We start from the raw sequence: 25,436 nt of genomic DNA, 5'->3' as shown, positions 1-25,436 counted from the left end.
GAGTATGCTCCCTTGCCTCGTTCCAGTACCTGCCGGCGCTACGCGATTGTTGCTTCGGCCCGATGCACGGCGGAGGCCAGCAACGTCTTGTAGCCCACGTTCGGAAAGAGCACCGTCACTAAGTCACGCTCCACCCGTTCGATCGTGCCCGGTCCGAATTTGGGATGATCGACCGCCTCCGAGATTCTGAACCCGCTGGTCGAAGCGTCCCTGTCCGTCCCCCGGGCGAGCGCCAGGAGACAGTTGTCGCACGCGCCGCAGTTGTCCGATTCGAAATCCTCGCCGAAATAGTTTAGGATGAACCGGCGGCGGCACGAAGCGGATTCGGCGTATTGCAACATCATTGCAAGTTTGCTTTGGTCGTACGACTTTTTTGTTTCGTAATTCGCCAGGCTGAGTACCAGGTCGCGGTTCGCCCGAACCGCCTGCGTCAGCCGATAGGCCGATTTCCCGATTACTTCGATGTGTCCCGATTTCTTGAGCAGCGCCAAGATGACGCGCAACTTGGTTAGCGGCAATTGCAAGATCTTGCGCAGGTCCGTCATCGTTACGCCGCCGTCTTGATCGCCGAATACTTCGATGGTGCCGAAAACGCGCTGCACCTCTTCGACGTCGGGATACTTACCGGTCAAGAAATAGTTCTGCACGCGCGTGTCACTCATGCGATAGATGAGGATGCAACGCGAGGTTAGGCCGTCGCGGCCGGCGCGTCCGGCTTCCTGCGTGTAGGCTTCCACCGAGCCCGGTAAATCGTAGTGAACGACGAAACGAATGTTCGGTTTATCGATGCCGAGGCCGAATGCGTTGGTCGCGACGACGGCGCGGATCGTCTCACCCATGAATGCGTTTTGCACCGCGGTGCGTTCTTCTTTATGCAGTTTCGAATGATACACGGCGGCCGGAATGCCCAGTGCTTGCGTCAGATGCTCTTGCACCTCGAGCGCGTTCTTGATCGTCGCGGTGTAGACGATGCCGGTGCCTTGTAGCGCGTCGTCACCGACGAATAGCGCGTTGAGAATTTTGAGCTTGTCGGCTTCTTTATCGGCGCGGCGGGCTTCGTACACGAGATTGGGACGATCGAAGCCGCGCACTAGCGGGCGCACCGTTTCGATGTCCAGTTGGCGCAGAATATCTTCACGCACCGACGGCGTGGCCGTAGCCGTCAAGGCCAGAATCGTGGGATTGCCGAGTTGGCGAACGGCCGCGCCGAGGGCGAGGTAGGCGGGGCGAAAGTCGTGGCCCCATTGGCTAATGCAGTGCGCTTCATCGACGACGAAGAGCGGAATGTCCAACTTCTGAAGGATCTTTAAAAAGCTTTGATCCTCCAGCTTTTCGGGGGTCGTGTAGACGATTTTGACCGAGCCGGTGGCGATGCGTGCGCGCGCCCGCATTTCTTGATCTTCCGACAGCGTCGAGTTGAGCGCGATGACGTTGGTGATGCCGCGTTCTTTCAGCATGTCGAGCTGATCTTTCATCAACGCGATCAGCGGGCTGACGACGACGGTCGTTCCCGGCATCATCAGTGCCGGTAACTGATAGGTCAGGCTCTTGCCGGCACCTGTGGCGAGAATCGCCAGCGTGTCCTGCCCGCTTAAAACGCGCGACACGACTTCTTCTTGACCCGGGTAAAAGGTTTGAAATCCAAAATGCGCGCTGAGCGCGGAATATACGTCCACCGAAGCCTCAGGCTCGCTCTCTCGTAATCGATTTAGAATGGGAACTGCGGGCGCTCTTATTGCGATAGCCCTCGATCGCTTAACACCGTTCGGCCCCTGCGCCGTTTCAGTCTACCCGACGGCAGGCACCCCCAAACGCCCTCCGTAAGAGGATGCTGCGTGTCCCTCTACCGTACCTGGCGCCCGCGTTCGTTCGCAGACCTGGTGGGTCAAGACGCGGTCGTGCGCACGCTTTCGGCAGCGCTAACGAGCGGAAAATTGGCGCACGCGTATTTGTTTTCCGGACCGCGCGGCTCGGGGAAAACGTCGGCCGCCAAGATCTTGGCGCGCTGCATCAACTGCGTTCACGGTCCCACGCCGACGCCCGATAACACCTGCGAGAATTGTCGTGCCATGCTCGCGGGAACGGCATTGGATGTATTGGAGATCGACGCAGCTAGCTATCGCGGCATAGACGGCATTCGCGAAATCCGCGACGCGGTTAAGTTTGCACCGGCCAGCATGCGATCCAAAGTGTACATCATCGACGAAGCCCACATGCTCACCAAAGAGGGCGCTAACGCATTCCTGAAGACGCTGGAAGAGCCGCCGGAGTGGGCGGTCTTCATCCTCGCGACCACCGAACCGGAAAAGCTGCCCGTTACGATTCTTTCGCGTTGTCAACGCTACGCGTTCCGGCGAATTCCGGTGCCCGTCATTATCGAGCGTTTGCGCGAGATCGCGTCGGCCGAAAACATGGAAGTCGACGATGCCGCTTTGGCCGCGATCGCCTATCGGTCTGAAGGCGGTTTACGCGACGCGCTGACGATGCTCGAGCAAGCCGCCGCCTTTGCCGATGGCCGGCGAATCACGGCCGAGTCGTTGGACGCAGCCTTCGGTACCAGCGCGCGCGACATCGCGCAATCGTTGGTCGATGCTCTGGCCGAGCGCGACGCGGCAGGTGCGCTGAACGCGATCGAAGCCGCTGCCGACGCCGGGATCGACATGCTGGTACTCATGCGCCTACTGGTGGCCGCCCTGCGAAACGTGCTGGTGGCGCGTATCGATCCCGCGCTGTTGGAGCGCGATCTGGCTCCCGACGACGCAGCGCATGCCACGCAGCGAGCCGGGTCGGTGACGCAGTCGCAGTTAGTCCGGGCCTTGCGGGTGCTGACCGACGCGATCGCGCTGGCGCGGTCCGGCGGCAATGCTCGATTGGAGCTCGAGACGGCGATTTTGCGGGTCGTGCTGGTCGGCGAAGATCCCAACATCGAGGCGCTGTCGGCGCGGCTAGCGGCACTCGAGGGTCGATCCGGCGGGCCACCGCCTGCTCCAACGACGGCCCCGGCCGCTGCTCGACCGTCGTCACCGCCGGCGCGAACGCGTCCCGAGCCCGTCCGCCCCGAACCGGCCCCAACAGCACGCCATGCCGAACCAGTCCGGCAGCCCGCGCCCGAGCCGCGTCCTGAGCCGGTCGAGGAGTCCCCGCCCGAGCTACGCGAACCCGCCGGACCGCTGACGTTGCAACGGGCGAACGCGGCTTGGCCGAGCGTCCGCGCCAAGGTCGAGAGCGAACATATGCCGCTGAAAGGTCCGCTCTCCGGCGCGCGGATAGCCGGCGTCGAAGGCAACGTCGTCTTCGTTCAGGTCCGGACCGAACTCGACGCCTCTATCGTGCGCCAGCGCGTCGCCTTGCTCGAAGCGGCGGCGAGCGATGTTTTGAGTGTGCCGGTCGCCATCAGGCTACGAATCGGCGCGCCCGCCTCCGCAGCCGAAAAGCCGCAGGCACGATCGGCCCCGGCCGAGCAAAGCGGGGACGACCCCGAGGCCTTATTCAACTACCTCAGCGAACGGATACCGGAACGATGAAACAAGTACAGCTCATGCAGCAAGTCAAAAAAATGCAAGCCGACATGGTGAAGGCCCAAGAAGAGCTCGCCGCGACGGTGGTCTCCGGCTCGGCCGGCGGCGGCGCGGTCGGCGTCGAGCTCACCTGCGATCAGCGCGTGAAGCGCGTTACCATTGCGAAAGAAGCGGTCGATCCCGAGGACATAGAGACCCTCGAAGATCTTATCGCGGTCGCGATCAACGACGCGCTCGCCAAATCGCTCGAAGTGTCACAACAACGTATGTCATCGGTCACCGGCGGGATGCGTATTCCCGGCTTGATGTAAGGATGCCGAATTCCGGCTCCGTCGCGGGGCCGGTCGCAGCACTGATCAACGAATTCAGTAAGCTGCCGACCATCGGGCCGAAAACTGCTGCGCGGCTCGTCTTCCACTTACTCAACCGTCCGCGTCATGAAGCGCAGGCGTTGGCGGAAGCCATCGTCGCCGTGAAGGATCGCGTGCGATTCTGTTCGACGTGCTTTTCGTTGACCGAAGGCGATCCGTGTTCGATCTGCGCGGACGAACGCCGCGACGCGCGCACGGTGTGCGTCGTTGCAGAAGCGAAAGATGTCTATGCGATCGAACGCACCGGCGCGTTCAAAGGCCGCTATCACGTGCTGGGCGGTTTGATATCGCCGATGGACGGAATCGGCCCTTCGCAACTTCGCGTCAAAGAACTCGTCGAACGAATCGGTCAGGAAGATTCGCGCGAAATCATTTTAGCGACCAACCCGAACGCCGAAGGCGAAGCGACGGCGCTCTATGTTTCGCGGCTAATCCATCCGCTCGGCATAATCGTCACTCGGTTGGCATACGGGCTTCCAATCGGCGGGGACCTCGACTACGCCGATGAGGTCACGCTCACCAAAGCGCTCGAGGGCCGCACCGCGCTATAATCCCGGCGGTGCCGGCGTGTACGTCAGCACCACGGTAAACCTGGTCGGTGCCGTCGCCGGCGCCAGTATTTCGAGAGCGTGTACGCCGGGTGCATCGATCGTCGCGCGCACGATTCCGTTACCACCGGCCGCCGCCGGCGTCCAAGCGAACGGAACGGTTACATCGGGTGCGGTCGCTCCGGCAAACAACGCATCGTACGCCGGACTCGATGGTAACGCGACCGCCGAAATCGGATAGGCGATGGCCGCAAAACCGTCGATGTCGTCGTACGTTGCGCCGGCGCGCATGTCCCCGCCCGGAGAATACGCATACTGCGTGATGCGGCGTTTCGAACGATCGAATGCGTACGCCCACCAAAAGGAACGGCGGGTCGCGTCTTGCGTTACGAAGTCGACTTCGTGGCCATCGGCGTTGGCATTCCCGAGGACGTCGCGTTGCGGCACGAAAACCGACCACGCCGTCGCGGCGCTTCCCGCTAGCCGTTCGCGGAGGCCGGCCCACGCCGACGCCGCCCGGACGCGCCGCCCGGTCGACGCCGCTTCGAGCGCGAACGCGTGGATCGCCGCAATCGATTGACACGCCAAGACGACGGCGATGGCGGATGCGATCAGCACTTCGAGCAACGAAAAACCGCGTTGTCCGCGCACGCATCGTGTAGTGCCCGTACGGCGTCCTAACCGGTCCCGGCTGGGGGGTTCCGCGCCGCTCTGCAAGAACGGCGCAGCGATGGACCTCCGGCCCCTTGGCTTCGGCGAGATTTTCGACCGGGCGATTACGCTCTATATAAAAAACTTCAAAGCGTTTTTTGCGATCGTGCTGGTCGTGCTGGTTCCGTATGCGTTCGCACAGTATTGGATCGATCTCAATCAGGCTTCGCAATTGGCCGCGATCCCGTGGCTGATCCAGCATCCCGGCGCGCAGCCGCCGCCTGCAATGCTGGTCCCGCAACAACCCGGAATCATCGCTGCGATCCTTGCAATCGCGGTAGTCTTTTACGCGTTTTGGATCGTGACCGTCGCCGCCGTTTCGGTCGGCGTGGCGCGGCTCTACCGAGGACGCACGGTTGAATTCGCGGCGTGTTATCGCGTGGCATTATCTCGCTGGCCCGCGCTGTTGGGCGTCTTGTTTTGCGAAATCGTTCTTCTCGTTTTATGGTACGCGATGGTCCTCGTCGTAACGATAACGACGTTTTTGATCGCGGCGCTCGTTGCGAAAGCATCGGTCGTCATTGGAGTCGTCGCCTTCATCGTGGCGATCGTCGTGGTGATTGCGTCGTTCGCGACCGCATTGCCCGTATTCGTCGCGATGACGTGCGCGATGTTCGCGGTGCCGATCGAAAGGCTCGGCGCCATCGGAGCCATCGGCAAAGGGTTTGCCCGCGTTTTTTCGGGCGGAGAGTTCTGGCGTGCGACGCTGTTCGCGCTGGCCGCGATGGCCGCCGCGGTCGCCGGATCGATGATCGTGGGCGTCGTGTCGACGATTTTCCTCTTCATGCATTGGATCGCTGCCGCCGTCATACTATCGACGCTTGGCAACGCCGTCATCCAGCCGTTTTCGATCGTGCTGCTCGCGGTCTATTATTTCGATCTGCGTATCCGTCACGAAGGGTTCGATTTAGAAGCCGAACTCGAACGCGTCGCCGCTTCGCCTGCGTGAACGCCGTCCAGTTCGCGCAACCGCCCGCCGATCTACACTCGCTGGCGGTTCGCGAACTGGCTTTACCGGAGTATCGCATCGCGCTCCCGTCGGCGTCGGCGCAGCACTGGTCGTGGCTGGAGTGGATCGCGTCCTGGGTCGGAAAATTTTGGCGATACGTCGTGCAGTCGGTCTTCGGCCGCGCCCATGCCGGCCACGCTCCGGCGGCGGTCGGCGACGTTTTGCTCGTCGTGGCGGTGTTGGGCGTGATCTTCTTTGGACTGCGTTTGCTGTCGACGGTCACGATCGACCGGCGCCGCGCCGCGGCCTCCGAACGGCTCGAAGACCCAGTGAGCGCAGGAGAATGGTATCGGCGCGCGCTCGCGACCGCGGCGGGTGGCGATCTCACGAGCGCAAGCCGCTGCATTCTGGCCGCAGCGGTCACCGCATTAGCCGAGCGCGGAGCGATCGAACCGGCGGCCGGCGCGACGATCGGTGAACTGGAGCGAGCGCTGGCCGTACGCGCACCGCAATACGCACGGCCGTTCTCAACGGTAGCGCGCTCGTTCGCTATCGGCGTGTATGCCGAACGTCCGCTCGAACTAGCCGAATTCGAACGCGCCATCGGCGCCTATCGCGCGATCGCGGGTGAGGCATGAACGCGACCGCGCGCGACACCGTCGCACTCGCCGTCGCGGGGATCGTGCTGGTCGCGCTTGCGCTGGGTGGTCACGCCAAGGAGGCGCAAACGTCGTCGAGACCCTCGACCTACGACGCTGGGCGCAACGGGTACCGAGCGTTGTACCGCGTGCTGGAATCCGCGCACGTTCCCGTGCGCCAACTTCGCCGCTCGCTGACGACGATAACGCCGGGTGGCACGCTGGTGTTGTCCGACGATAGCGGAGACCCGGCTCGCATCGCCTTCGATCGGACGGATCGAGCCGCACTGTCGCGGTTCGTTTCCGGCGGCGGCCGGCTCGTCGTTCTGTCCGGTGATTTCGACGGGCTTCGCGATATCGTCCCGCACGTTCCGGCGACGAGCACTGCCGACGTTAAAGTCGCCATTGCTGCGACCGTCTTGCGGACCGCCGCCGGAGTTCGAACCGTCGACACACCGTCGGAGTCGGCGTTCGCACGCTCCTCCGGTGCCATGCCGCTTCTCGTCTCGCCCGGCGGCGATCGCGTCGCCATCGCGTATCGCATCGGGAAGGGCTCGGTGATTGCAGTCACGTCGCCCGAAGCGTTCGGCAACGAACGCCTGACGAAACGCGACAACGTGCGGTTTGCGTACGCCGTCCTGGCCGGTCACGGACCGGTGGTTTTCGACGAGTACGCGCACGGTTACAACGATGACGCTACGTTCTGGCAAGCAATTCCCATTGAGATCAGGTGGGCGCTCGGCGCGACGATGGTCATTCTACTCGTGGGACTGATCGGTGCGAACGTGCCGTTCGCTCCGCCGGTCCCGCTCGACGCTCCGGACGAGCGCACCAGCGCGGCATACGTCGACGCGATGGCGTCGCTTCTTCGGCGCGCCCGCGCGCGCGCGGATGCACTTGCGTCGCTGGCTCGCAACGTGCGGCGCGCGGCGCGTTCGACGCAACGCGATGGGACCGTGCGCGAACTGGACGAGTTGCTCGCTTCTACACCCTCCGATGCGGTGCTGCGGCGCGCAGCCTGGCTCGAATTTCAACTACGAAAGGATCGCATATGAACGTCGACGTCCGCGAACTGGCCAGCCGCCTTTCGGAGGGCATCGGCCGGGCCGTGGTGGATGCCGATCGTACGGCATTCGCGCTAACCGTCGCGCTGTTGACCGGCGGTCACGCGCTGATCGAAGGCGTGCCCGGCACCGGCAAAACGTTAATCGTGCGCACGCTTGCGGCGTTACTCGGTCTGGAGTTCCGGCGCATTCAGTTTACGCCCGATCTGATGCCGGCAGACGTGGTCGGCACCACCGTCTTCAATCCGCAAACGGTTGAGTTTTCTACGCGCTGGGGTCCGCTCTTGGCTAACGTTGTTTTAGCGGACGAAATCAATCGCACGCCACCGAAAACGCAAGCGGCGCTCCTCGAAGCGATGGAAGAGGGGCAGATCACGATCGACGGGCAGTCGCATCCGCTGCCACAACCGTTCTTGCTGTGCGCGACGCAGAATCCGATCGAGTACGAGGGAACGTACCCGTTGCCCGAAGCACAGCTGGATCGGTTTGCCGTAAAAATCGCTGCAGCATATCCCAGGCGCGAGAGCGAGCTCGAGTTGCTCGAACGCGTTGCCGCCGGATTCGACGCGCGCGATCTAGCCGCGGCCGGCGTCCGGCCGGTGGCTGCCGGTGAGGAAATCATGCAGGCGCGCGCAACCGTTCGCGCGGTGCATTGTTCGCAGGCTGTACGCGAATACGTCTACCGCATCGTGGTCGCGACGCGCGAACGCGCGGCCTTGACGTTAGGAGCGTCACCTCGCGCCGGCATCGCGTTGCTAACGGGAGCGCAGGCTGCAGCCGCAATTGACGGTCGCAACTACGTGACGCCCGACGACGTCAAAGACGTCGCGCCCTTCGTACTCGTCCATCGATTGATCGTCGCACCGGATGCGGAGATCGAAGGCGTCGACGCGGCATCGGTCGTTGGCGAGATTCTCGGATCGACCGCCGTACCGCGTGAAGCCTAAACGTCTTCGCTTGTGGCTGCCCGTTTGGGTGACGCCGCGATTGTTATATGCGTTCGGCGCGGCCGCGTTGTTGTATGCGTGCGCTTCCGCGGTCCCGGCACTCGGAGTGGCGGCCATCGCGCTGGCGGCCGGAATCGCGCTCGCGACGGTCGCCGACGCCGCGACCGGACCGCGCGCACGCGACATCGCCATCGCACGGCGCTCGCAGCCGCACCTGGCGTTACGTACGACGTCGTCGATCGCCTACGAAATCGAGAATCGTTCGGCACGTGCGATTCGCGCCGGCGTGGTCGAATCGCCCGTCCGAACGTTACGCTTCGTGGAAGACGAAACCGTCGCGATCGTGCTGCCGCATTCGCGCACGTCGATCGAACGACCGATATTGCCGGTCGCGCGCGGTGGCGATACGTTCGGAGCCCTGTACGTATGGTACGAGAATCGCTTTGGATTGTTGCGCCGGCGAATGCGTGTCGAAGCGACCGAACCGTTTCGCGTCTTTCCGGATCTGTCGGCGCTCGAACGGTACGGACACCTCAGCGCTCGTAAACGGAGTATCGACGCGGGTTTGCGTAAACTACGAGCTCGCGGCGCCGGAACCGAGTTCGAATCGTTGCGCGAATGGACGGCCGGCGACGAATTTCGCACGATCGATTGGAAGGCGACTGCCCGACGCGGCAAACTGATGGCGATGCAGCACGAGATCGAACGCAGCCAAAACGTGCTGTTGCTGATCGACTGCGGACGGTTGATGACGCCGCGCGTCGGCGAACTGCGCAAGCTGGATTATGCGGTTACCGCCGCGCTGTCGCTGGCCGGCGTCGCCGGGACGGCAGGCGATCGCGTCGGAGCGGTGGCGTTCGCAGGAACGATCGTCGCTGCAAGCGCGCCGCGCTCGACGCGCGCGTCGATCGCGCGGCTGACCGAGCTGTTGTACGATCTCGAGCCGCGATTCGAGGAAGCCAACTATTCGGCCGCGTTCGCATACGTGCGGCGGCACTTGCGCAAGCGTTCGCTGATCGTGCTTCTTACCGACGCGGTCGACCCGCTTTCGCAGCCCGGATTGACGGCCGAACTCGCCGCGATGTCGCGGCGGCACGTCGTGGTCTGCGCGTTCACGAGCGATGCCGCGATCGATCGCGCATTAGCGATCGCACCGTCCAGCGTCACCGACGCCTACCGCGTGGCCGTCGCGCTCGACGTGCGTGAAGAACGCCGGGCGGCCGCGGCTCGTCTCACACATGCCGGCGCGATCGTCGTCGACGTGCCGGCCAACGAGCTTACGGTGGCGTTGGTCGACCGCTATCTGCGGGTGAAGCAACGCGGCTTGCTGTAGCGCGCCCGCAGAATCCGAAATAGCAGACGAGGACGAGCGCGGTTACGGCCCCGATGCCGATGCGAACGTTCGGTGGCCAGCGTTGCGGCGAGAGAAACCCTTCGATCGTCCCGGCAACGACGAGCATCGCAGCGACTCCGGCGATGAGCGTTCCGGCCCGGCGTGCGTTGGCGCGCACCGCATCGCGACGAGATAGACGTCCGGGATAGAGCACGCCGGCGGCGATCGTCAGGCCGGCCGCGCCGGCGATTTGAATCGCGGTCAGTTCGATGACGCCGTGCGGCGCGATGGTAGCCCAGAAATCGAGCCCGTATCCGGCGTTGGTGTAGAGCCCGGCCAACCCGCCGAGCATCAATCCGTTAAACGCCAAGATCCACAGCGTCAGAATGCCCAACGTGATCGATCCGGCAAATGCGACGATGGCGACTTGCACGTTGTTGGTGATGATCTGCGCCGACACCGCCGGCGAGTAGCTGCGGTCGAAGCCGAAGTTGGAATCGTGCAAACTCTTTTGAATTCGGTCCGGAACCAACTGGCGCGGCAGCAGTGCCGCGGCGCGGTCGGGGTGGGCTCGCACGACCGCGTACGAACCAACGGACGTGGCGACCGTAATGGCGGTGCATATGGCGATCGCTGCGATCGAGCGTCGAAACTCGCATGGAAACGTTTCGAAGAAGAACGTGCGAACGCGAGCCGTTCCGCTGTCTACCGACGCCCCGTAGACGACGGCGTGCGCGCGCGCCGTTAGGCGATTGAGATACTCAACGAGCGCCGAATCGAACTCCCGCCCGCGCGCGTAGGCCAGGTCGGCGGCGGTCGAACGATAGAGCCTGCCGGCTTCGGCCGCTGCACCGCCGCGCAACGAACGCACGCCGCGGCGGCCCGCTTGCATAACCAGCGCATCGAGTCGTTGCCACGACGCTTGGCGCGCGTTTCGAAACTGCGTTTGCGATCGCATCGATGAAACGGGCGATTCGACCGGGGCCGACGGGTTCCCGGAGGCGAAGCCGCGCGTCATGGACCGCAACCTCGACGTCAGAACGCCGGAAAGCGTGGAGCTGACGTATCATTTGGCCGGATTGGGGAGCCGGTTTTTGGCCGTCTTGGTCGACCAGTCGATCCAAATCGCGATCCTCATTGCGATTTTTGCGGGGATAGCTCTAGCGGGGTCGCACGCGCCGGCGGCGGCTCGTCACGAAGCCGCTAGCGGCAAGCTCGTTGCCGCCATCGCAACCGCGATCGTGGTGTTCGTACTCTTCGCCGTGCTGTTCGGCTATTTCATCGTATTCGAGGCGTTCTGGAACGGTCAGACGCCCGGAAAACGACTGCTCGGGATTCGCGTCGTGCGCGACGGCGGGTTTCCGCTCGACATCGGTGCTGCAGTCGTTCGTAATCTCGTTCGAGTCGGCGAATTGTTGTTGGGATATTACGCGATCGCCGCGGTCAGCACGATTCTCTCAAACGAGAACAAGCGTTTAGGAGATTTTGCGGCTGGAACGCTCGTGGTGCGCGACGCGGCACTCGGTCTTCCGGCCGAACGCGCGGCCGGCGAACCGGTCTATGGTGCGACGCGATATCTGTCGGGCGACGAGCGATCGTTAGTCGCGCGATTCTTAGAGCGGCGCGATGCGCTCTCCGAGGTGCGCAGGGTCGAACTTGCAGCGCAAATCGCGGCACGCGTTCGCGACCGCCTGCCCCCGGAAATGCAGGCATACGAGGACGAGGCGTTACTCGAGCGACTGTAAGTCGCCCGAGGCGTTACTCGAGCGACTATGAATCGCCGGAGGTTCGGTTTCGGAACTTCGTAACGAGGTCGCGCGCCGTCGTCATCGCGTCGCTCTTCGTGCGGTCAAAAATCTTCTTGGCCTGCTCGCCGCTCATGTGGCGGCCATTCTCGAGTAAGAACGTGACGCTTTCGCCGACGACGATCGTTCCGGCATAGGCGATCGCTCCTTTGATCGCGATTCCGGCCACCGGTATGAATCCGCTCAGTTCGCGCGCTAGCGTGCGCCAGCCGAATCCGCCGCCGACGACAGGTAGCAACTGCCACATGCGCTGCAAGTCGGGATCGTGACCGTACGCCGCCTCGATGTTGAGCAGCAGCATCATTTGAATGCCGGTGATCGCGATCATATCGCCGGCCGACGCGAACGCACCCAGCACGGCGCCAAGCACCGGTACGTGGTCGACGACGGCGCTGGCGACCGAGACCTTCAACGCGTTCTTACCGGCTTCGCGAGTGAGTTTAGAACCGACGGTTTCGCGCAGCGGCGGCAACCGGCGGCCGACGGCGACTTCGACGCCGCGCGAACTATCGATCAAGTGCGTGAAAAACGAGTGACGCAGCGCGTCGCGCGAGATCTCCGGCGCGACGTACTCGGCCGGGATCCCCGGTGCCGGCGCCGACGGCGGTCCCGACGAAACAGCGACTGCGTCGTCGATCGTCAACAAGAATAACGGAACGTTCAACCGGCGCAGTCCGCTGAGATCGGCGCCCGCCGCATCGCCGGGCCGGCCGACGAAGATGGCGGCGCGAATGTCGCCCGTAGCGTTCTGCACGTTACCCGGTACGAACGTCTCGAGACAGGCGGCAGCGTCGAGCGGTACGCCGTCTGCATGCCCGGAGAGCAATAGACCGCGCAACTGTCCGACGAGTGCCGGATCTCCGCTTAATAGAAAGCGGAACGGCCGTTGCACGTGGGCTTGAATGGTGCGAACGTCGATACCGCGGCGTACCAGCCGGAAGATATTGCGTACCTGGATCACGGATGCCATGAGGAGTCGACCGCCTTTACAGACCTAACTGCGACAGCTCGACGGACTCAGTGCCGTCGGCTTTGCGCAGTTCTTTGAACGGATCGTCGGTGAAGTCGAGATACACCAAACCGGTGAAGATTTCCAACGGCCAAGCGTGCATCCCGTGGGCGTTAGCGACGTCGACGACCGTTTCGTTCGAGCTACGGGCTTCGGCGACGATCGCCTCGGGCGTGCTCTTGATATCGGCCGCGACGATCGTCGCAACCGTCACGTCGCCCGGCGTCAGTCCGCCGCGCAGCATCGAGCGATAGTCCAGACCCGTCGAACCGAATCGCTGTTGTAACGCGTATTGCAACGAAGAATAGCGTTGGGGCGAAGTGCCCAATCCCAGCAGCGTGATGCGCGTCGAGAGTTGCCGCGTGCGCGCCATATTATACAGTTGCGAGGCCTGCGACGCTTCGCTGGCGGCCGCGTCGAATTCGGCCACGTTCTTTTTCATCAGCGGCTCGATGCCGGCATACGATTCTTGGCCGATATCGCCGTTATACCCCATGCGAACTTGGTCGAGCTGTTTGAGAAAATCGTCCAAGTCGCCGAGCGATTGATCCAGCAGCGTCAGCGACGCGCGCGACGCATCGACGGAACGCAACATTTCTTCGTTAGCCGTCGACATGGCGGTTAGCATTTGGGGATAGCTCGGCAAGATCGCCAACGAATCGCTGGGAATCGGCGACGAAGAAAACGGCGCGAGCATCTCGTCGTAGATCGTCGAGCCTTCTTTGAGCAAGCCGCTTTGCTTGTTGACTTCTAACGATCCGACACCGCCGATGGCGTCTCCAGCGTCTTGCAGCGCGCTATTAATCGAGCGCGACATCAAGTTTAAATTCTTGACGATCGCTTCGACTTTGGAGCCGCGCTTGATATTGATGCGGCTGAGGTCCGGAATCTCGTATTGCAACGAGTTCATGCGGTTGTTCACCGCTTTGATCTGATCTTTGCCCTCGGATGCGCGCGCTTGAATTTGGGTCGCAGCAGCCAGTTGTGCGGTTTTGGCCGATTGAACGGCCGCCTGCAGCTTCGGCAAGTTGGGATGCGTAAGATTAACGCGCTGTACTTCCATCTGCCGGAGCGCGGCGATGCGCTGGTTGGCGGTCGCGCGCGTCTGGGCGGATCCGAGTTGCGCCGCCTCGGCTAGCGTCTGTTCGCTCTTGCTGGTTTGGCCTTCGGCCAGTTCGGATTGGCCCAGCTCGAGGAGCGCTTCGGGATTCTGCGGCTCTTTGGCAAGCACTTGGTGCAACCGGTACTCCGAAAAAGAGTAGCGAGCGCGCTCTTCGTCACTCGACGATTGAACGAGTTGCTGCGCGGTCGTCACGTTTTTGGGATCCAGCTCGGGATAGCCCATCAGATGCGAAACGCGGTTTTTGGGATCCGGATGGTCTTGCAGATACTTGGTCAACAGATCGCTGTGCTCGTCTTGCAGCACGCCGAGGTGCGCCATCATCGTGACCATCGACTCGGGGTCGTAGCCGGCGCGCGACATCAATTGCAATCCGTAGCGGTCGGCTTGCAACTCGTCCTCGCGGGAGATTTTCGCCATGATGCCGGCTTCCGCCAGGCCGCCGAAGTTATAGATCAGCGGCGAGAACATCGATGCCAATCCGAACAGGATGTCGAGAATCTGCGCTTTCGATTGCGTGGTAATGACGTGGCGCCGCTCGATGTGACCGGTTTCGTGGCCGATGACGCTGGCAAACTCATCGTCGGACTGCACGAAGTCGATGAGGCCCTCGTCGATGTACACGAAGCCGCCCATCGTCGCGAAAGAGTTGATGCTATCGTCCTTGATGACTTTGATCGAGTAGGGCACGTCTTTGCGCGCGACCTGGTTCCAAAGATTTTCGGCAATGCCCTGAACGTACGCGTTCATCAGCGGATCTGTTTCGATCACGCTGCCGGCGACGATCTCTTGGTCTTCCGACTGGCCGAGTTGAATCTCGGCCGCGGTCGACATCGCGACGGCCGGGGCGGGACACAGGCTGCATAAAAGCGACAACGCGACGAGCGCGGGAAGAAGACGGCGCATAGCACTAGCGGCTTTCTTTGGGAGTTCGTAGGAGTCCGGCATTCGCGCCGGGGCTTGTGTACGAGTTGTGGATAATAGCAAGAACTTGCGAATCCTGTGTGGATGGCGACGGGGACCGGGTGGCAGCAAGCGTGAACTGACGCGGACTGCTCTCATAACCGCTTCGACCCGGTCATAGTATTCGGAGAACGACGTGACGATTTTGCGCGGCCGCCGGCGCGGGCTCGAAATAGCTCTCGCAGGGCGGGCGTTTGAGGAAGCCCTCGGCGAGTTGGAAGACGTGCTGGCGCAACGCCCCGGTTTTTATCGCGGCACGCCGGCTGTGGCGCGTTTGGGCGACGTCCTTCCGCAACCCGAAGAGTGGAATCGCTTGCGAGCGGTTCTCGAGAACGCCGGGATTGTTCTGGAGGGTATCTTGGGGGGACCGGCGGCCGAACGTCTTGCCGCAGAAGCTGGATTGCGCTTCGAACCGGCCCAAACGGCGCCGGCCGAACTGCGGTTGCGTCCGGCGCGCGAAGCGAGCGACAGCGAGCTTTCGGCGTCGGCGCGATCGCTGATCGCCGACTTCGCCGGCGCGCGGGCCGATATCGCGGCGCGACGGCGGCGCGGTGAGGGCAGCGTGCCGCGGTTGCCGCAGCGCGCGGCAACGGGCGGTCCCGTTCAGACCGGGTTGCGAGCCGTCGAGGACCGGCCGTCGACGCTGTACCACGACGCCACGCTGCGCGGGGGTCAAAGCGTGCATCACTCAGGAAACGTCGTGATCGTCGGAGATGTTAACCCCGGAGCGGAAATTGTCGCGTTCGGCGATATCGCCGTCTTCGGCCGGTTGGCGGGCGTTGCGCATGCCGGCGCCGGCGGCAATGCCGCGGCCCGGGTAATGGCCTTCGACCTCGACCCGACCCAGCTGCGCATCGCTTCCTTCATCGGAGCCGAGTTGGAGCGGCCGCAACGCCGTTCGCACCAGCCCGAGGCGGCCTTCGTTCTAGATGGCAAGATCGCGGTCGTGCCGCTCGACCGTCTTCCGGCAGTCGTCGAGGACGCGTCGCGATGAACGGACGCCGAATCGTCGTGACGTCGGGTAAAGGTGGCGTCGGAAAAACCACGACCACTGCCAATCTCGGCGCGGCACTGGCCAAGCGCGGCCGAAGCGTCATCTTGATCGACGCCGACATCGGATTGCGCAATCTCGACCTCGTGATGGGTCTCGAGAAGCGCATCGTTTTCGACTTGGTTGAAGTCGTCGAAGGACGCTGCCAACTGCGCCAAGCGTTGATCAAAGATAAGCGATTTGAATCGTTGTCCATCTTGCCGGCCGCGCAGACCCGCGAGAAAGACGCGATCACGCAAGAGCAGTTTGCTTGCGTGGTCGCAAAAGCTGCCGAACAAGCCGATTACGTATTCATCGACTGCCCGGCCGGCATCGAAAACGGATTTCGCAATGCCGTCGCTGGTGCGGCCGAAGCGATCGTGGTAACGACGCCGGAAGTGAGCGCGATTCGAGACGCCGACCGCGTCGTCGGGAAGCTGCAAGATCGAGAGATGCCGGCCCGGCTGATCGTCAATCGCTTGCGCCCCGAAATGGTCCGCAGCGGCGACATGTTGTCGGTCGACGACGTCTGCGAAATTTTGGCGCTGGAACTGCTCGGCATCGTTCCGGACGACGAAGAGATTATCGATACGACGAATCGCGGCACGCCGGTGGTGCTCGAAGAGAACAGCCGCCTGCGCGGCGTGTACGATAATATCGCGCGCCGCTTGGAAGGCGAGATCGTTCCGTTTACGCGTTTCGACCAACAGGGTCTGCTAGGCCGGTTATTCGGTGGAAAGAAAGCAGGGTAAACGATGCATGTCTTGAGCGAAACCGCCGAAGCGCAGGCTACGGACGGCGCGCCCAAACTCGGTCGCGCGATCGTCGTAACGTCGGGCAAGGGCGGCGTCGGTAAAACGACGACGACCGCCAACCTCGGAACGGCGCTGGCTCAGCGCGGAGCGCGCGTGGTGTTAATCGATGCCGACGTCGGGTTGCGTAATCTCGACATCGTGCTCGGGCTCGAGAGCCGCGTGCAGCATCACGTGCTGGACGTCATCGAGGAGCGCGCGACGCTCGACGATGCGTTGGTGGCCGACAAACGCAGCCCGACGCTGTTTCTTTTGGCCGCGGCGCAGTCGCGCGAAAAAGAAGACGTCGATATCGATAAAATGCGCGACTTGGTGCGCGCGCTTCGCGAACGCTTCGAGTACGTGCTGATCGATTGTCCCGCGGGCATCGAAACAGGTTTCAAAAATGCCGTTGCCGGCGCCGAAGAAGCGATCGTCGTCTGCACCCCCGAGGTGTCGGCCGTGCGCGACGTCGATCGCGTCGTCGGCTTGCTCGGCAACCGCTTTCGCCCGCAGTTGATCGTCAATCGCATTCGTCCGCACCTCGTTCGAAAGGGCAAGATGTTGTCGGTGGACGACGTCAACGCGATCCTGCGATTGCCGCTGCTGGGTGTGATTGCGGACGAACCGGAAATTATCGTTTCGACCAATCGCGGCGAACCGGTGGCGTTGCGTACCGATCTGCCGACGGCCGCTGCGTACCGTGCGATCGCCGCGCGGGTCGCGGGCGAAGACGTACCGGCACCGATGCCGCTACAAAAAGAATCGCTACTGTCGCGCGTCGGCGCGTGGTTCGGAGGCCGGCGCGCGTGATCGATTTCTTCCGCAAGCTGTTCGGCCAGTCGGGTTCGAGCTCGACCGCTAAGGAACGGCTTCGACTCGTATTGATGACCGATCATCTCGAGTTGGCGCCCGACATGGTCGAGGCGATGAAGCGCGATTTGGTCGACGTGATTTCGCGCTACGTCGAAGTCGACCGCGAGAAGATCGACGTCACGTTCGAACAGCAAGATAAATCGCTGGCGATGCTGGCCAACATTCCGATTCTCGCGGTCAACCGCTCCGGCAACGGGCACGCGGCGGCACCGATCGTCGCGGCGGCTCCAATCGTCGCGGCCGCGCCGGCCGATATCGATCCCGACGCGCCCGCAGGCGAAACGCTCGATGGGGAAACATCCGGTTCCAAAACGCCCGTCGTCGCGGAGACGCCGGACGAAGCAATGCCAGTCGGCGACACGCCGGTCGACGTGCCAACACCCGACGCTTCCGTCGCCGATCCGAAACGGCGCCGCCGCCGGCGCAAGCGAAAAATGGCGGGAGCGCCACAGTCGCCGGAAGCCGCGCCGGCACCGTGAGCGCGGTGGCGAGCGTCGCATTACGCGGCGACGTCAGACGCTTCTTCCGCAACTTCAACTGGCCGCTCGCGGTGGCAGCCGTCGCGGCCACCGTCGTGGGCCTGGTCTGCATCGATTCGGCCGGGCTACACGACGAACAGGTTGCCGCTGAGGTACGCCGTCAAGTGTTGTACGTCGTGCTCGGAGTCGGCGTCATGACCGGCTTATCGTTCGTGGACTATCGCAACTGGCAACGATGGGCGATCGGCTTATACGTTGTCAATCTCGTGTTACTGTTGTTCATTTTACGCGGGGGCCACAGCGCGCTCGGGGCACAGCGCTGGTTGTCGCTGGGACCGTTAGGAACGTTTCAACCGTCGGAACCGGCAAAACTCATCGTCGCCATCGCGCTTGCCTCCACGCTGTGTCGCGGATCGTACGACAAACTACAAGATTTATGGAAGCCGTTGCTGGTCGTCGGCGTACCCGCGCTCTTGATCTTAAAGCAGCCCGACCTCGGTACCGCATTGGTGTTGCTGGCACTGCTCTCGGTTCAGCTCTTCATGGGCCTGCCGAAGTTAGGCGATTTTGCAATCTATGCGCTGGGCGTCCTGTTGGTCGGTGCGGTTGCGGTGGGGACGTCGGTCGTCCTCAAACCGTTTCAGAAGACTCGCTTATTCGTCTTTCTCAATCCAAAACTCGATCCGCTCGGCGCCGGGTACAACCTCAATCAATCGAAAATTGCGGTGGGAAGCGGCGAATGGTTGGGGCGCGGCCTATTTCACGGTACCCAAACGCAACTGCATTTCGTTCCCGAAAACTCGACGGACTTTATCTTTACCGTGTTGGCCGAAGAGTGGGGATTCGCCGGCGCCGCAGCCTTGCTGGCGATCTACGCCATGCTGTTGTACGGCGGAATTCGCTCGATGCTCGCGGCGCGCGATCGCTTTGGGTTACTGCTCGCCTCCGGCATCGTCGGCATCTTGTTCTTTCACGTGCTCGTGAACGTCGGTATGACGATCGGGATCATGCCGATCACCGGAATTCCGCTGCCGTTCGTGTCGTTCGGCGGTTCGGCCATTCTTACCGAATTCGCCGCCGTCGGCATCTTGTTGAATATCTATGGGCAGCGCGACCGCGACGTTCTCGGCAACGCTTGAATCGGTTGGCCTGAACACCGCAAGCATGTCGTTGCCGGCGTACACTTGGGTGTATCCGCGCTCCGTTAGCCGGTCCGAATGCACCGGCGTGTGATACAGGATATATTCGGTGCCGCGCTTACGCCGTACGGCTAAGCGATCGAGCATCGCGTCGAGCGCCTCGCCGTCGAACGGATTGTAGAGGAACACGACCAGGTCGCCCGGTGGAAAGCGATAGCGGCGCGCATCGGCGCGAACGAGTCGCACGTCGGCGCAACGCCGTACCGGCAAATGCGCCTTTGCAAGATTGTCGGTCGCGATCCCGTGCAGTCCGGGCGAGATCTCTATGCCGACGATCTGTGCGAACGGATATTCGAGCGCTAAAAGTACCGCGCGACCCATGCCGGCGCCGGCGTCGACGAAGGTGGAACGCCGCACTGCGTCGTCCGGAAGCGCCCGCAGCAAGCTGCGAAATCCTTCGACGGGAACGGCCTCGTAATGCGTCGCGTGGGCGCCCGCGTCGCCGACCGCTTCCGGATCCAAGTCTCGTAAGAACAAAACGGCGTGCGTCGTAACGCCGCGCTCGCGGTCGAACCGGCGTCCTGCAGATCGTTCGGGAGATGGCGGCACCGCAGCATTTTCAGCCGTCGTCGCGAACAATGCCTGCGCGAAGAAAGGGGTTACTATCGTGCGTTTACGTTATTGGCTATGCGTCCTCGCGTTGCTACCTGCCGCTTGTGGAGCGCCGCAACCTGGCGCTTCCATGCCCGGCTCGGAATTCGGCACGTCACGAACGACACACTCTGCCGTCCACTATACATCGCCGATCCAACACGTCATCATCCTCGTGCAAGAGAATCGAACGCCCGATTATCTGTTTCAAGGCGTTCCGGGCGCGGACATTTCCAAAACCGGTTTGGACCATACCGGTAAAACCGTCAAACTCACGCCGATTTCGTTGGCCGCCCCATACGATCTCAACCACAACCATGTCGGCTTCGAGCGCGACTACGACGGCGGGAAGATGGATGGGTTCGATACCGGCTTAACGCACCAGCAGCAAAAATACGGAGTATTCCACTACGCGCCGAAAAGCGAAACCGCTCCGTATCTCGCGATGGCTAAGCAATACGCGTTCGCGGACCGGATGTTTCAAAGCAACCAATCCGACAGCTTTCCGTCGCATCAATATCTCGTAAGCGGTACCGCTTCTGCGTTACCCACGACGTCCTGGCCGGCCGCTGGAAATCCATACGACAGCCAAAATGGAAAAGGCTCCGGCGCCGGATGTGACGCGAACAAATACAGCGTGGTCGACACGGTTAGTCCGTACGACGGCGGACCGGGGCCGACGCCCTTCCCGTGTTTCGAGCGCCCCGTGCTCTCGGATTTGCTCGACCAGCAAGGCGTATCGTGGCGATACTATCAGAATAAGCTCGGCACCGGATTGTGGCACGCGATGGACGCGATCAAACACGTACGGTACGGACAGGATTACAGCAACGTTATCACGCCACCGGAAACCGTTCTTTCCGACATCTCCAACAACCAACTGCCGGGACTATCGTGGGTGATGCCGGCCGATCTTCCGCATTCGGACCATCCAGGAAGCGATAGTGCGAGCGGCCCGTCGTGGATCGCTGCGGTCGTCAACGCGGTCGGCGCGAGCCACTACTGGAATAGCACCGCAATCTTCGTAACGTGGGACGACTGGGGCGGATGGTACGACCACGTCGCACCACCGCAGTTTAATAACTATTACGAACTCGGCTTCCGCGTGCCACTGCTCATCATTTCGCCGTATGCGCGAGCCGGATACGTTTCGCACGACCAGCACGAGTTCGGCAGCCTGCTGGCGTTTTCGGAAGAAACCTTCGGGATTCCGAAAGGATCGCTCGGCACGACCGACGTTCGCGCCGATGACTTGATGGACGCGTTCGACTTTACGCAAACGCCGATCGTGTTCGTGAAGATTAAAGCGCCGAAATTTAAACCTTCGAAAGGTTCGGGCAGCGGGTCGGATGCGGACGACTAATACGCGATCGTCGTAGAAACGACCGGGCTTCATAGCAGTGTACGTATACTCGTCGTGTCGAGCGGCGCCGGCGCGAATGCGTACCCTGCCGCCGGACGCATGCCTGCACGTGCGGGAATCGTTGCCGGAAACGGTGTCGCGCGAGGTCGTCGAATGGCTCCAAGAGCGTCCCGATGCAACGCTTCGTTTGGACGCGCTCGCGTTCCAACTGCTGCGACGGCTCGGGGCTGCGGCACCGCGGCGGCTCGTTCTCGGCGCCGGGCCGCCGCCCACCGGATTGCCGGCGTTGCAGCGCGTCGAGTGCGTCACGTTCTCCGCAAGCGAGGGCATCGCCGGGTGGTTGCGCCGGCTTCCCAACGCGCGCATCGTTCGCATCGCCTTGCGTGGGACGCGGTTCGACGCAACGCAAGCGGCGGACGTGCCACTGGACGGACTATCAATCGTCGAAGGATCGGTCGCGAACTTGCGAGCACTGGAAGCAACCGGCCTACGTGCGTTGGAATTGCGCGACGTTGCGGTCGACTGTTTCGACGAGGTGGGAGCGCTGCCGCAACTGGGCGCGCTGCGCGCGAGCGCCGTCGAGCGCGTGCGGTCGTTGTCGGGTCTCAGCGGGCACGCACGATTGCGTTCGATCTGGCTGCAGCGACTGCCGCATCTGGAACGGCTTTCCGGTCTGCTCGCACTTCCGTCGCTCGAATCACTAGAACTGGCAGAGCTGTGGCAGTTCGGCATGCTCGAGGCGGAGGTGCTCTATTCGTTGCCGCGCCTCGCACGCGCCAGTATCGACATCGGTGGACGACGCAAGAACGTCGAGATCAACAAGCGGCTGCGACTACCGGCGGCCGCGCCATTCTGTTTGGAGCGCGAGGCGTCGCCGGCGAAACCGGGCGGAAACGGTTACGACTTAACGACGTCGTAGGATTGCGGCGTGCAGAGGGTTCCGGCGCGTTTGTCGTCGGTCACCACGAGCGGACTGCCCTTCGGGTTTTGCGCCGAGAAGGGCGGTGAGTAGAGCGTGACACCGCTCGGAATGCGGGCCGCCACTCCAGCGGCGACCGCTCGGTCGATGGTCGCATCGTCGCCCGCGGCGATTGCCCCGTCGACGATGTTGCAGCGTAACGCGATCACCACCGGCTTATTGGTGACGATCACCGTCGTCGAGGCTTCGACCAACGTGTCGTCCTCCAGGCGGCCGCGGTAGTTGCCGCCGACGTGCGACGGGGCCGCCGTGCGAGCGCAGGCGGCGAGTGCGACAATTGCCATGCAAACGGCGGCGGCTGTGCGCGCGGAGGTGGGTACCATGATGGGAGGTCCGCTTTCGGGCAGGCGGGAATGGCCCCTTCGACCGGCCGGAGGCTGCGCGTATCGCGCGAGACCCGCCGGGAGAAATTTAGAAATTAGACCTGAGCTGTAGGTCGCGAGGCCGAGTGCCGTTCGCAATACAACGCGAGCGCCCGCATGCAACCGCAGCCACGAAGAGTTGAGGAAAATTTGTCGAGCGAGATTTTGATCTCGAGCGACCCCTGGGAAAACCGGGTCGCCATTCTTGAGGACGGCCAACTCGCCGAACTCTACGTCGAGCGCGAAGAAAAAGTTATCGGCTCGATCTTTAAAGGAAAAGTACACAACGTTCTGCCCGGCATGGGCGCGGCGTTCGTCGATATCGGCTTGGGGCGCAACGCGTTCCTCTACGTCGACGACATCAACCGGCAGCCGCTGAATATTGGCGACGTCGAGATCACGCAAGGCCACAGCGGCTTCACGATCTCCGAAAAAGTCAAACGCGGCGACGACGTGTTGGTGCAGATCGTTAAAGAGCCGCGCGGCCTCAAAGGCGCGCGCATCTCGACCAACATATCGTTGCCCGGCCGCTATCTGATCCTAATGCCGACCGGCCGATACTCCGGCGTTTCGCGCAAGATCGAATCGGCGCAAGAACGCAACCGTCTCAAGACCGTAATGCAGCGCATTCGGCCCGAAGGCATGGCGACGGTCGTACGCACCGCCGCCGCCGGCGTGAGCGAGGCGGAACTCATTGCCGATCTCGGCGTGCTGATCCGTATGTGGCACGGGATATTGGAGACCTACAAGCGCGCTGCATCCCCGTCGCTGCTGCACCGCGACATGAACTTGATCTTTAAGGCGGCGCGCGATTTCATCACCGGCGACGTCGATCGGGTCTTGATCGACGACGAAGAAGAGTTTCGCAAGGTGCGCGACTTTCTACAGCTGCTCGGTCCGCAAAATCTGGCGCGCATCGAGCAATACGAAGGCGGCCGCAAGCTGTTCGATGACTTCAAGATTAACGAAGAGATCGAGAAGCTCATGCGACCCAAGATCAATCTGCCGTCCGGCGGATCGATCGTCATCGAATCGACCGAGGCGCTGACCGTCATCGACGTCAACTCCGGAAAGTTTACCGGCGGCCGTAACCTCGAAGACACGATTCTCAAAACCAACATCGAAGCCGCCACCGAGGTGGCCCGTCAAGTGCGCTTGCGCGATATCGGCGGCATCATCGTCGTCGACTTCATCGACATGTCATCGGAAGCGTCGCGCAGCCGGGTCATCAAAACGCTCGAAGACGGATTGCGGCGCGACCGCACGCGCGCGACCATTCAATCGTTTTCGAATCTGGGTCTGCTCGAGTTCACGCGTAAGCGAATCGGTAAGGATCTCGGCGCGCAGCTGCGCGGCACGTGTCCGACCTGCTACGGCCAGGGCAGCGTGATGTCGCCGCAATCGATGGCGATCGAAACGTTCCGCCAAATTCGCGATCGAGCCGAAGGCGCAGCCGCCGGCGACGTCGTCGCGCACGTCGCTCCGACGGTCGCGGCACAGATGGACTTCTGGTACGAAGAAGAGTGTCGCACGTTGGCGCAGTCGGTGGCGCACCCGATCAAAGTCCGCGTCGACCCGATGCTCCATCCCGAGCACATACGCATCGACGTCGCGCGAACGATTCGCGAAGACATCGAACTACCGGTGCGAGTCGGCGACGAGCGAGACGTCGAATTGCTGGCGGGGCGCCTGCCTAATCCGACGTCGGCTGCCGCGGTCGTCGGCAATCGCATCGTCGAGGTCGAGAACGCGGCCAACAACGCCGGCGGCTCGGCCCGGATTCGCATTATCGATGTCGACGAACAAGATTTCGTATTGGCCGAACTGGTCACGGCCGCCAGCGGGGCGGCAAAACGCCGTCGTGGCCGCGGGCGCGGTCGCAGCCGCGCCGACCTGACGTCCGCCGAAGAAACGAAGCAGTTGCGCCAGCTAGCCGAAGAGGCGGCGCACCAAGCCGGTGCGCGCCCGCCGATCGGCATCAGCCCCGTCACCGAAGAGGAAGAACGGCAAGATAAGGCCGCTATGGCCGAACGCCGCTCGGTCGAAGTGGCCGCCGAACAGGTGTCGGCGCTGCCCGAGCAATCGGTCCCGTCCGAACGATCGGCGCCGTCCGAACAAACCGAAGGCGAGGGTGACGGCCGCCGTCGCCGCCGCCGTCGCCGTGGACGCGGCGGACGTGGTCGCAACGGGACCGTCGAAACGCCGGGAACGCCCGAAGCGCAGAGCGGTCCGGAGCGTACGTCCGAGCCGGCGACGCCGCCGCAGGACCGCGAAACGCCCGCAATCGACGCCGACGGCCGGCATAAACGCCGTCGTCGTCGTCGCGGCCGTGGCGGTCGTAGTAGCGCGACGCCGTTGGATGCCGATCACGGCAATGCGTCAGATGGAAAGGCCGAACCGGCCGAACCGTCTCGCGCTATCGCGCCCGTCCCGAAATCGCCGCCGCCGGCCATCGAACCCCCGCCTCCAAGCCTGAAGGCCCGCCAGGAAAAGCCTGCGTCCGCAAAGCCTACCCGCCGCCCGCGCGCGTCCACGTCACGCGCCGCGGTGGCGCGGGTCGAAGACGTCCCGCCTGCCGCGCTCCCGGCTCCGGAACCCGCTGCGAAACCGAAGCGCACGCGCAAAGCCGCCGCTCCGGCCGAACCGGTCGAGGCCGCGCCGGCGAAGACGGCCGCGCCCAAGCGCAAGAAATCGGCCACCGCTAAAAAGCCGGCTGCCGCAAAGAAAAAGAAGACGCCGGCTGCGGCGTCTTCACGGAAGAAAAAGGCCTAATCCGCAAGCGCATCGCGC

At 62.8% G+C, this 25,436-nt stretch carries 23 protein-coding genes; 17 read left to right on the top strand and 6 right to left on the bottom strand.

The annotated features are described in order from the left end of the window. Positions 1-38: 38 nt before the first annotated feature. A complete protein-coding gene (locus tag VGF98_11480; protein ID HEY1682251.1) occupies positions 39-1,676 on the bottom strand; it encodes a RecQ family ATP-dependent DNA helicase in 1,638 nt (545 codons plus the stop codon). Between the two features lie 159 nt (positions 1,677-1,835). On the opposite strand from VGF98_11480, the gene dnaX reads away from it, so the two are divergent. From dnaX to recR, 3 genes are read left to right on the top strand one after another with little or no spacing between them, the layout of a single operon-like run. After that, positions 1,836-3,524, top strand: a complete 1,689-nt coding sequence (gene dnaX / locus VGF98_11475; protein ID HEY1682250.1) for a DNA polymerase III subunit gamma/tau — start codon at positions 1,836-1,838, stop codon at positions 3,522-3,524. Further along, on the top strand, positions 3,521-3,829 hold the full coding sequence (locus tag VGF98_11470; protein HEY1682249.1) for a YbaB/EbfC family nucleoid-associated protein: 309 nt from the start codon (positions 3,521-3,523) through the stop codon (positions 3,827-3,829). The genes dnaX and VGF98_11470 overlap by 4 nt, the downstream gene beginning before the upstream one ends. A gap of 2 nt (positions 3,830-3,831) precedes the next feature. Then, complete coding sequence (gene recR, locus VGF98_11465) at positions 3,832-4,440, top strand: recombination mediator RecR (GenBank protein HEY1682248.1); 609 nt, start codon at positions 3,832-3,834, stop codon at positions 4,438-4,440. On the opposite strand, the gene VGF98_11460 is transcribed toward recR, so the two are convergent. Continuing rightward, complete coding sequence (locus tag VGF98_11460) at positions 4,435-5,088, bottom strand: prepilin-type N-terminal cleavage/methylation domain-containing protein (protein ID HEY1682247.1); 654 nt, start codon at positions 5,086-5,088, stop codon at positions 4,435-4,437. The genes recR and VGF98_11460 overlap by 6 nt on opposite strands. Before the next feature lie 79 nt (positions 5,089-5,167). On the opposite strand from VGF98_11460, the gene VGF98_11455 reads away from it, so the two are divergent. From VGF98_11455 to VGF98_11435, 5 genes are read left to right on the top strand one after another with little or no spacing between them, the layout of a single operon-like run. After that, a complete protein-coding gene (locus VGF98_11455) occupies positions 5,168-6,097 on the top strand; it encodes a hypothetical protein (GenBank protein ID HEY1682246.1) in 930 nt (309 codons plus the stop codon). Next, on the top strand, positions 6,094-6,735 hold the full coding sequence (locus VGF98_11450) for a hypothetical protein (protein ID HEY1682245.1): 642 nt from the start codon (positions 6,094-6,096) through the stop codon (positions 6,733-6,735). The genes VGF98_11455 and VGF98_11450 overlap by 4 nt, the downstream gene beginning before the upstream one ends. Beyond that, positions 6,732-7,790: a DUF4350 domain-containing protein gene (locus VGF98_11445; GenBank protein ID HEY1682244.1), complete on the top strand. Its 1,059-nt coding sequence runs from the start codon at positions 6,732-6,734 to the stop codon at positions 7,788-7,790. The genes VGF98_11450 and VGF98_11445 overlap by 4 nt, the downstream gene beginning before the upstream one ends. Then, positions 7,787-8,746, top strand: a complete 960-nt coding sequence (locus VGF98_11440; GenBank protein ID HEY1682243.1) for a MoxR family ATPase — start codon at positions 7,787-7,789, stop codon at positions 8,744-8,746. Before VGF98_11445 ends, VGF98_11440 begins: the two co-directional genes overlap by 4 nt. Further along, positions 8,736-10,079, top strand: coding sequence for a DUF58 domain-containing protein (locus VGF98_11435; GenBank protein ID HEY1682242.1), 1,344 nt, complete (start codon positions 8,736-8,738; stop codon positions 10,077-10,079). Before VGF98_11440 ends, VGF98_11435 begins: the two co-directional genes overlap by 11 nt. On the opposite strand, the gene VGF98_11430 is transcribed toward VGF98_11435, so the two are convergent. Then, a complete protein-coding gene (locus tag VGF98_11430) occupies positions 10,024-11,097 on the bottom strand; it encodes a stage II sporulation protein M (GenBank protein ID HEY1682241.1) in 1,074 nt (357 codons plus the stop codon). The genes VGF98_11435 and VGF98_11430 overlap by 56 nt on opposite strands. Between VGF98_11430 and VGF98_11425 the strand changes: the two genes are divergently transcribed. Further along, on the top strand, positions 11,096-11,824 hold the full coding sequence (locus tag VGF98_11425) for an RDD family protein (GenBank protein ID HEY1682240.1): 729 nt from the start codon (positions 11,096-11,098) through the stop codon (positions 11,822-11,824). The genes VGF98_11430 and VGF98_11425 overlap by 2 nt on opposite strands. Before the next feature lie 25 nt (positions 11,825-11,849). Here VGF98_11425 and VGF98_11420 read toward each other — a convergent pair whose 3' ends face one another. Further along, positions 11,850-12,854: a hypothetical protein gene (locus VGF98_11420; GenBank protein ID HEY1682239.1), complete on the bottom strand. Its 1,005-nt coding sequence runs from the start codon at positions 12,852-12,854 to the stop codon at positions 11,850-11,852. Between the two features lie 16 nt (positions 12,855-12,870). Continuing rightward, positions 12,871-14,919: a M48 family metalloprotease gene (locus VGF98_11415; GenBank protein ID HEY1682238.1), complete on the bottom strand. Its 2,049-nt coding sequence runs from the start codon at positions 14,917-14,919 to the stop codon at positions 12,871-12,873. A gap of 193 nt (positions 14,920-15,112) precedes the next feature. Between VGF98_11415 and VGF98_11410 the strand changes: the two genes are divergently transcribed. The 7 genes from VGF98_11410 to VGF98_11380 all read left to right on the top strand — a co-directional run bounded on the left by VGF98_11410 (position 15,113) and on the right by VGF98_11380 (position 22,224). Beyond that, positions 15,113-15,970, top strand: coding sequence for a septum site-determining protein MinC (locus VGF98_11410; protein HEY1682237.1), 858 nt, complete (start codon positions 15,113-15,115; stop codon positions 15,968-15,970). Continuing rightward, the gene (gene minD / locus VGF98_11405; GenBank protein HEY1682236.1) at positions 15,967-16,758 is read left to right on the top strand and encodes a septum site-determining protein MinD; all 792 of its coding nucleotides are present in this window, start codon (positions 15,967-15,969) and stop codon (positions 16,756-16,758) included. The genes VGF98_11410 and minD (VGF98_11405) overlap by 4 nt, the downstream gene beginning before the upstream one ends. A 3-nt stretch (positions 16,759-16,761) precedes the next feature. Next, a complete protein-coding gene (gene minD, locus VGF98_11400; protein HEY1682235.1) occupies positions 16,762-17,610 on the top strand; it encodes a septum site-determining protein MinD in 849 nt (282 codons plus the stop codon). Then, positions 17,607-18,152, top strand: coding sequence for a cell division topological specificity factor MinE (gene minE / locus VGF98_11395; GenBank protein ID HEY1682234.1), 546 nt, complete (start codon positions 17,607-17,609; stop codon positions 18,150-18,152). The genes minD (VGF98_11400) and minE overlap by 4 nt, the downstream gene beginning before the upstream one ends. After that, positions 18,149-19,291: a rod shape-determining protein RodA gene (rodA, locus tag VGF98_11390; protein ID HEY1682233.1), complete on the top strand. Its 1,143-nt coding sequence runs from the start codon at positions 18,149-18,151 to the stop codon at positions 19,289-19,291. The genes minE and rodA overlap by 4 nt, the downstream gene beginning before the upstream one ends. A gap of 667 nt (positions 19,292-19,958) precedes the next feature. After that, positions 19,959-21,305, top strand: coding sequence for an alkaline phosphatase family protein (locus VGF98_11385; GenBank protein HEY1682232.1), 1,347 nt, complete (start codon positions 19,959-19,961; stop codon positions 21,303-21,305). A gap of 76 nt (positions 21,306-21,381) precedes the next feature. Next, positions 21,382-22,224, top strand: a complete 843-nt coding sequence (locus VGF98_11380; GenBank protein ID HEY1682231.1) for a hypothetical protein — start codon at positions 21,382-21,384, stop codon at positions 22,222-22,224. Here the strand turns inward: VGF98_11380 and VGF98_11375 are convergent. Further along, a complete protein-coding gene (locus VGF98_11375; protein ID HEY1682230.1) occupies positions 22,203-22,607 on the bottom strand; it encodes a hypothetical protein in 405 nt (134 codons plus the stop codon). The two genes, VGF98_11380 and VGF98_11375, sit on opposite strands and share 22 nt — an antisense overlap. A gap of 189 nt (positions 22,608-22,796) precedes the next feature. Between VGF98_11375 and VGF98_11370 the strand changes: the two genes are divergently transcribed. Then, on the top strand, positions 22,797-25,418 hold the full coding sequence (locus VGF98_11370; protein ID HEY1682229.1) for an Rne/Rng family ribonuclease: 2,622 nt from the start codon (positions 22,797-22,799) through the stop codon (positions 25,416-25,418). The last annotated feature ends 18 nt before the right edge of the window (positions 25,419-25,436 follow it).

Source organism: Candidatus Tumulicola sp., assembly GCA_036490475.1.
GTDB lineage: Bacteria > Vulcanimicrobiota > Vulcanimicrobiia > Vulcanimicrobiales > Vulcanimicrobiaceae > Tumulicola.
The sequence above is the reverse complement of the archived record's forward strand: the minus strand, read 5'-3'. Positions and strand labels throughout refer to the sequence as shown.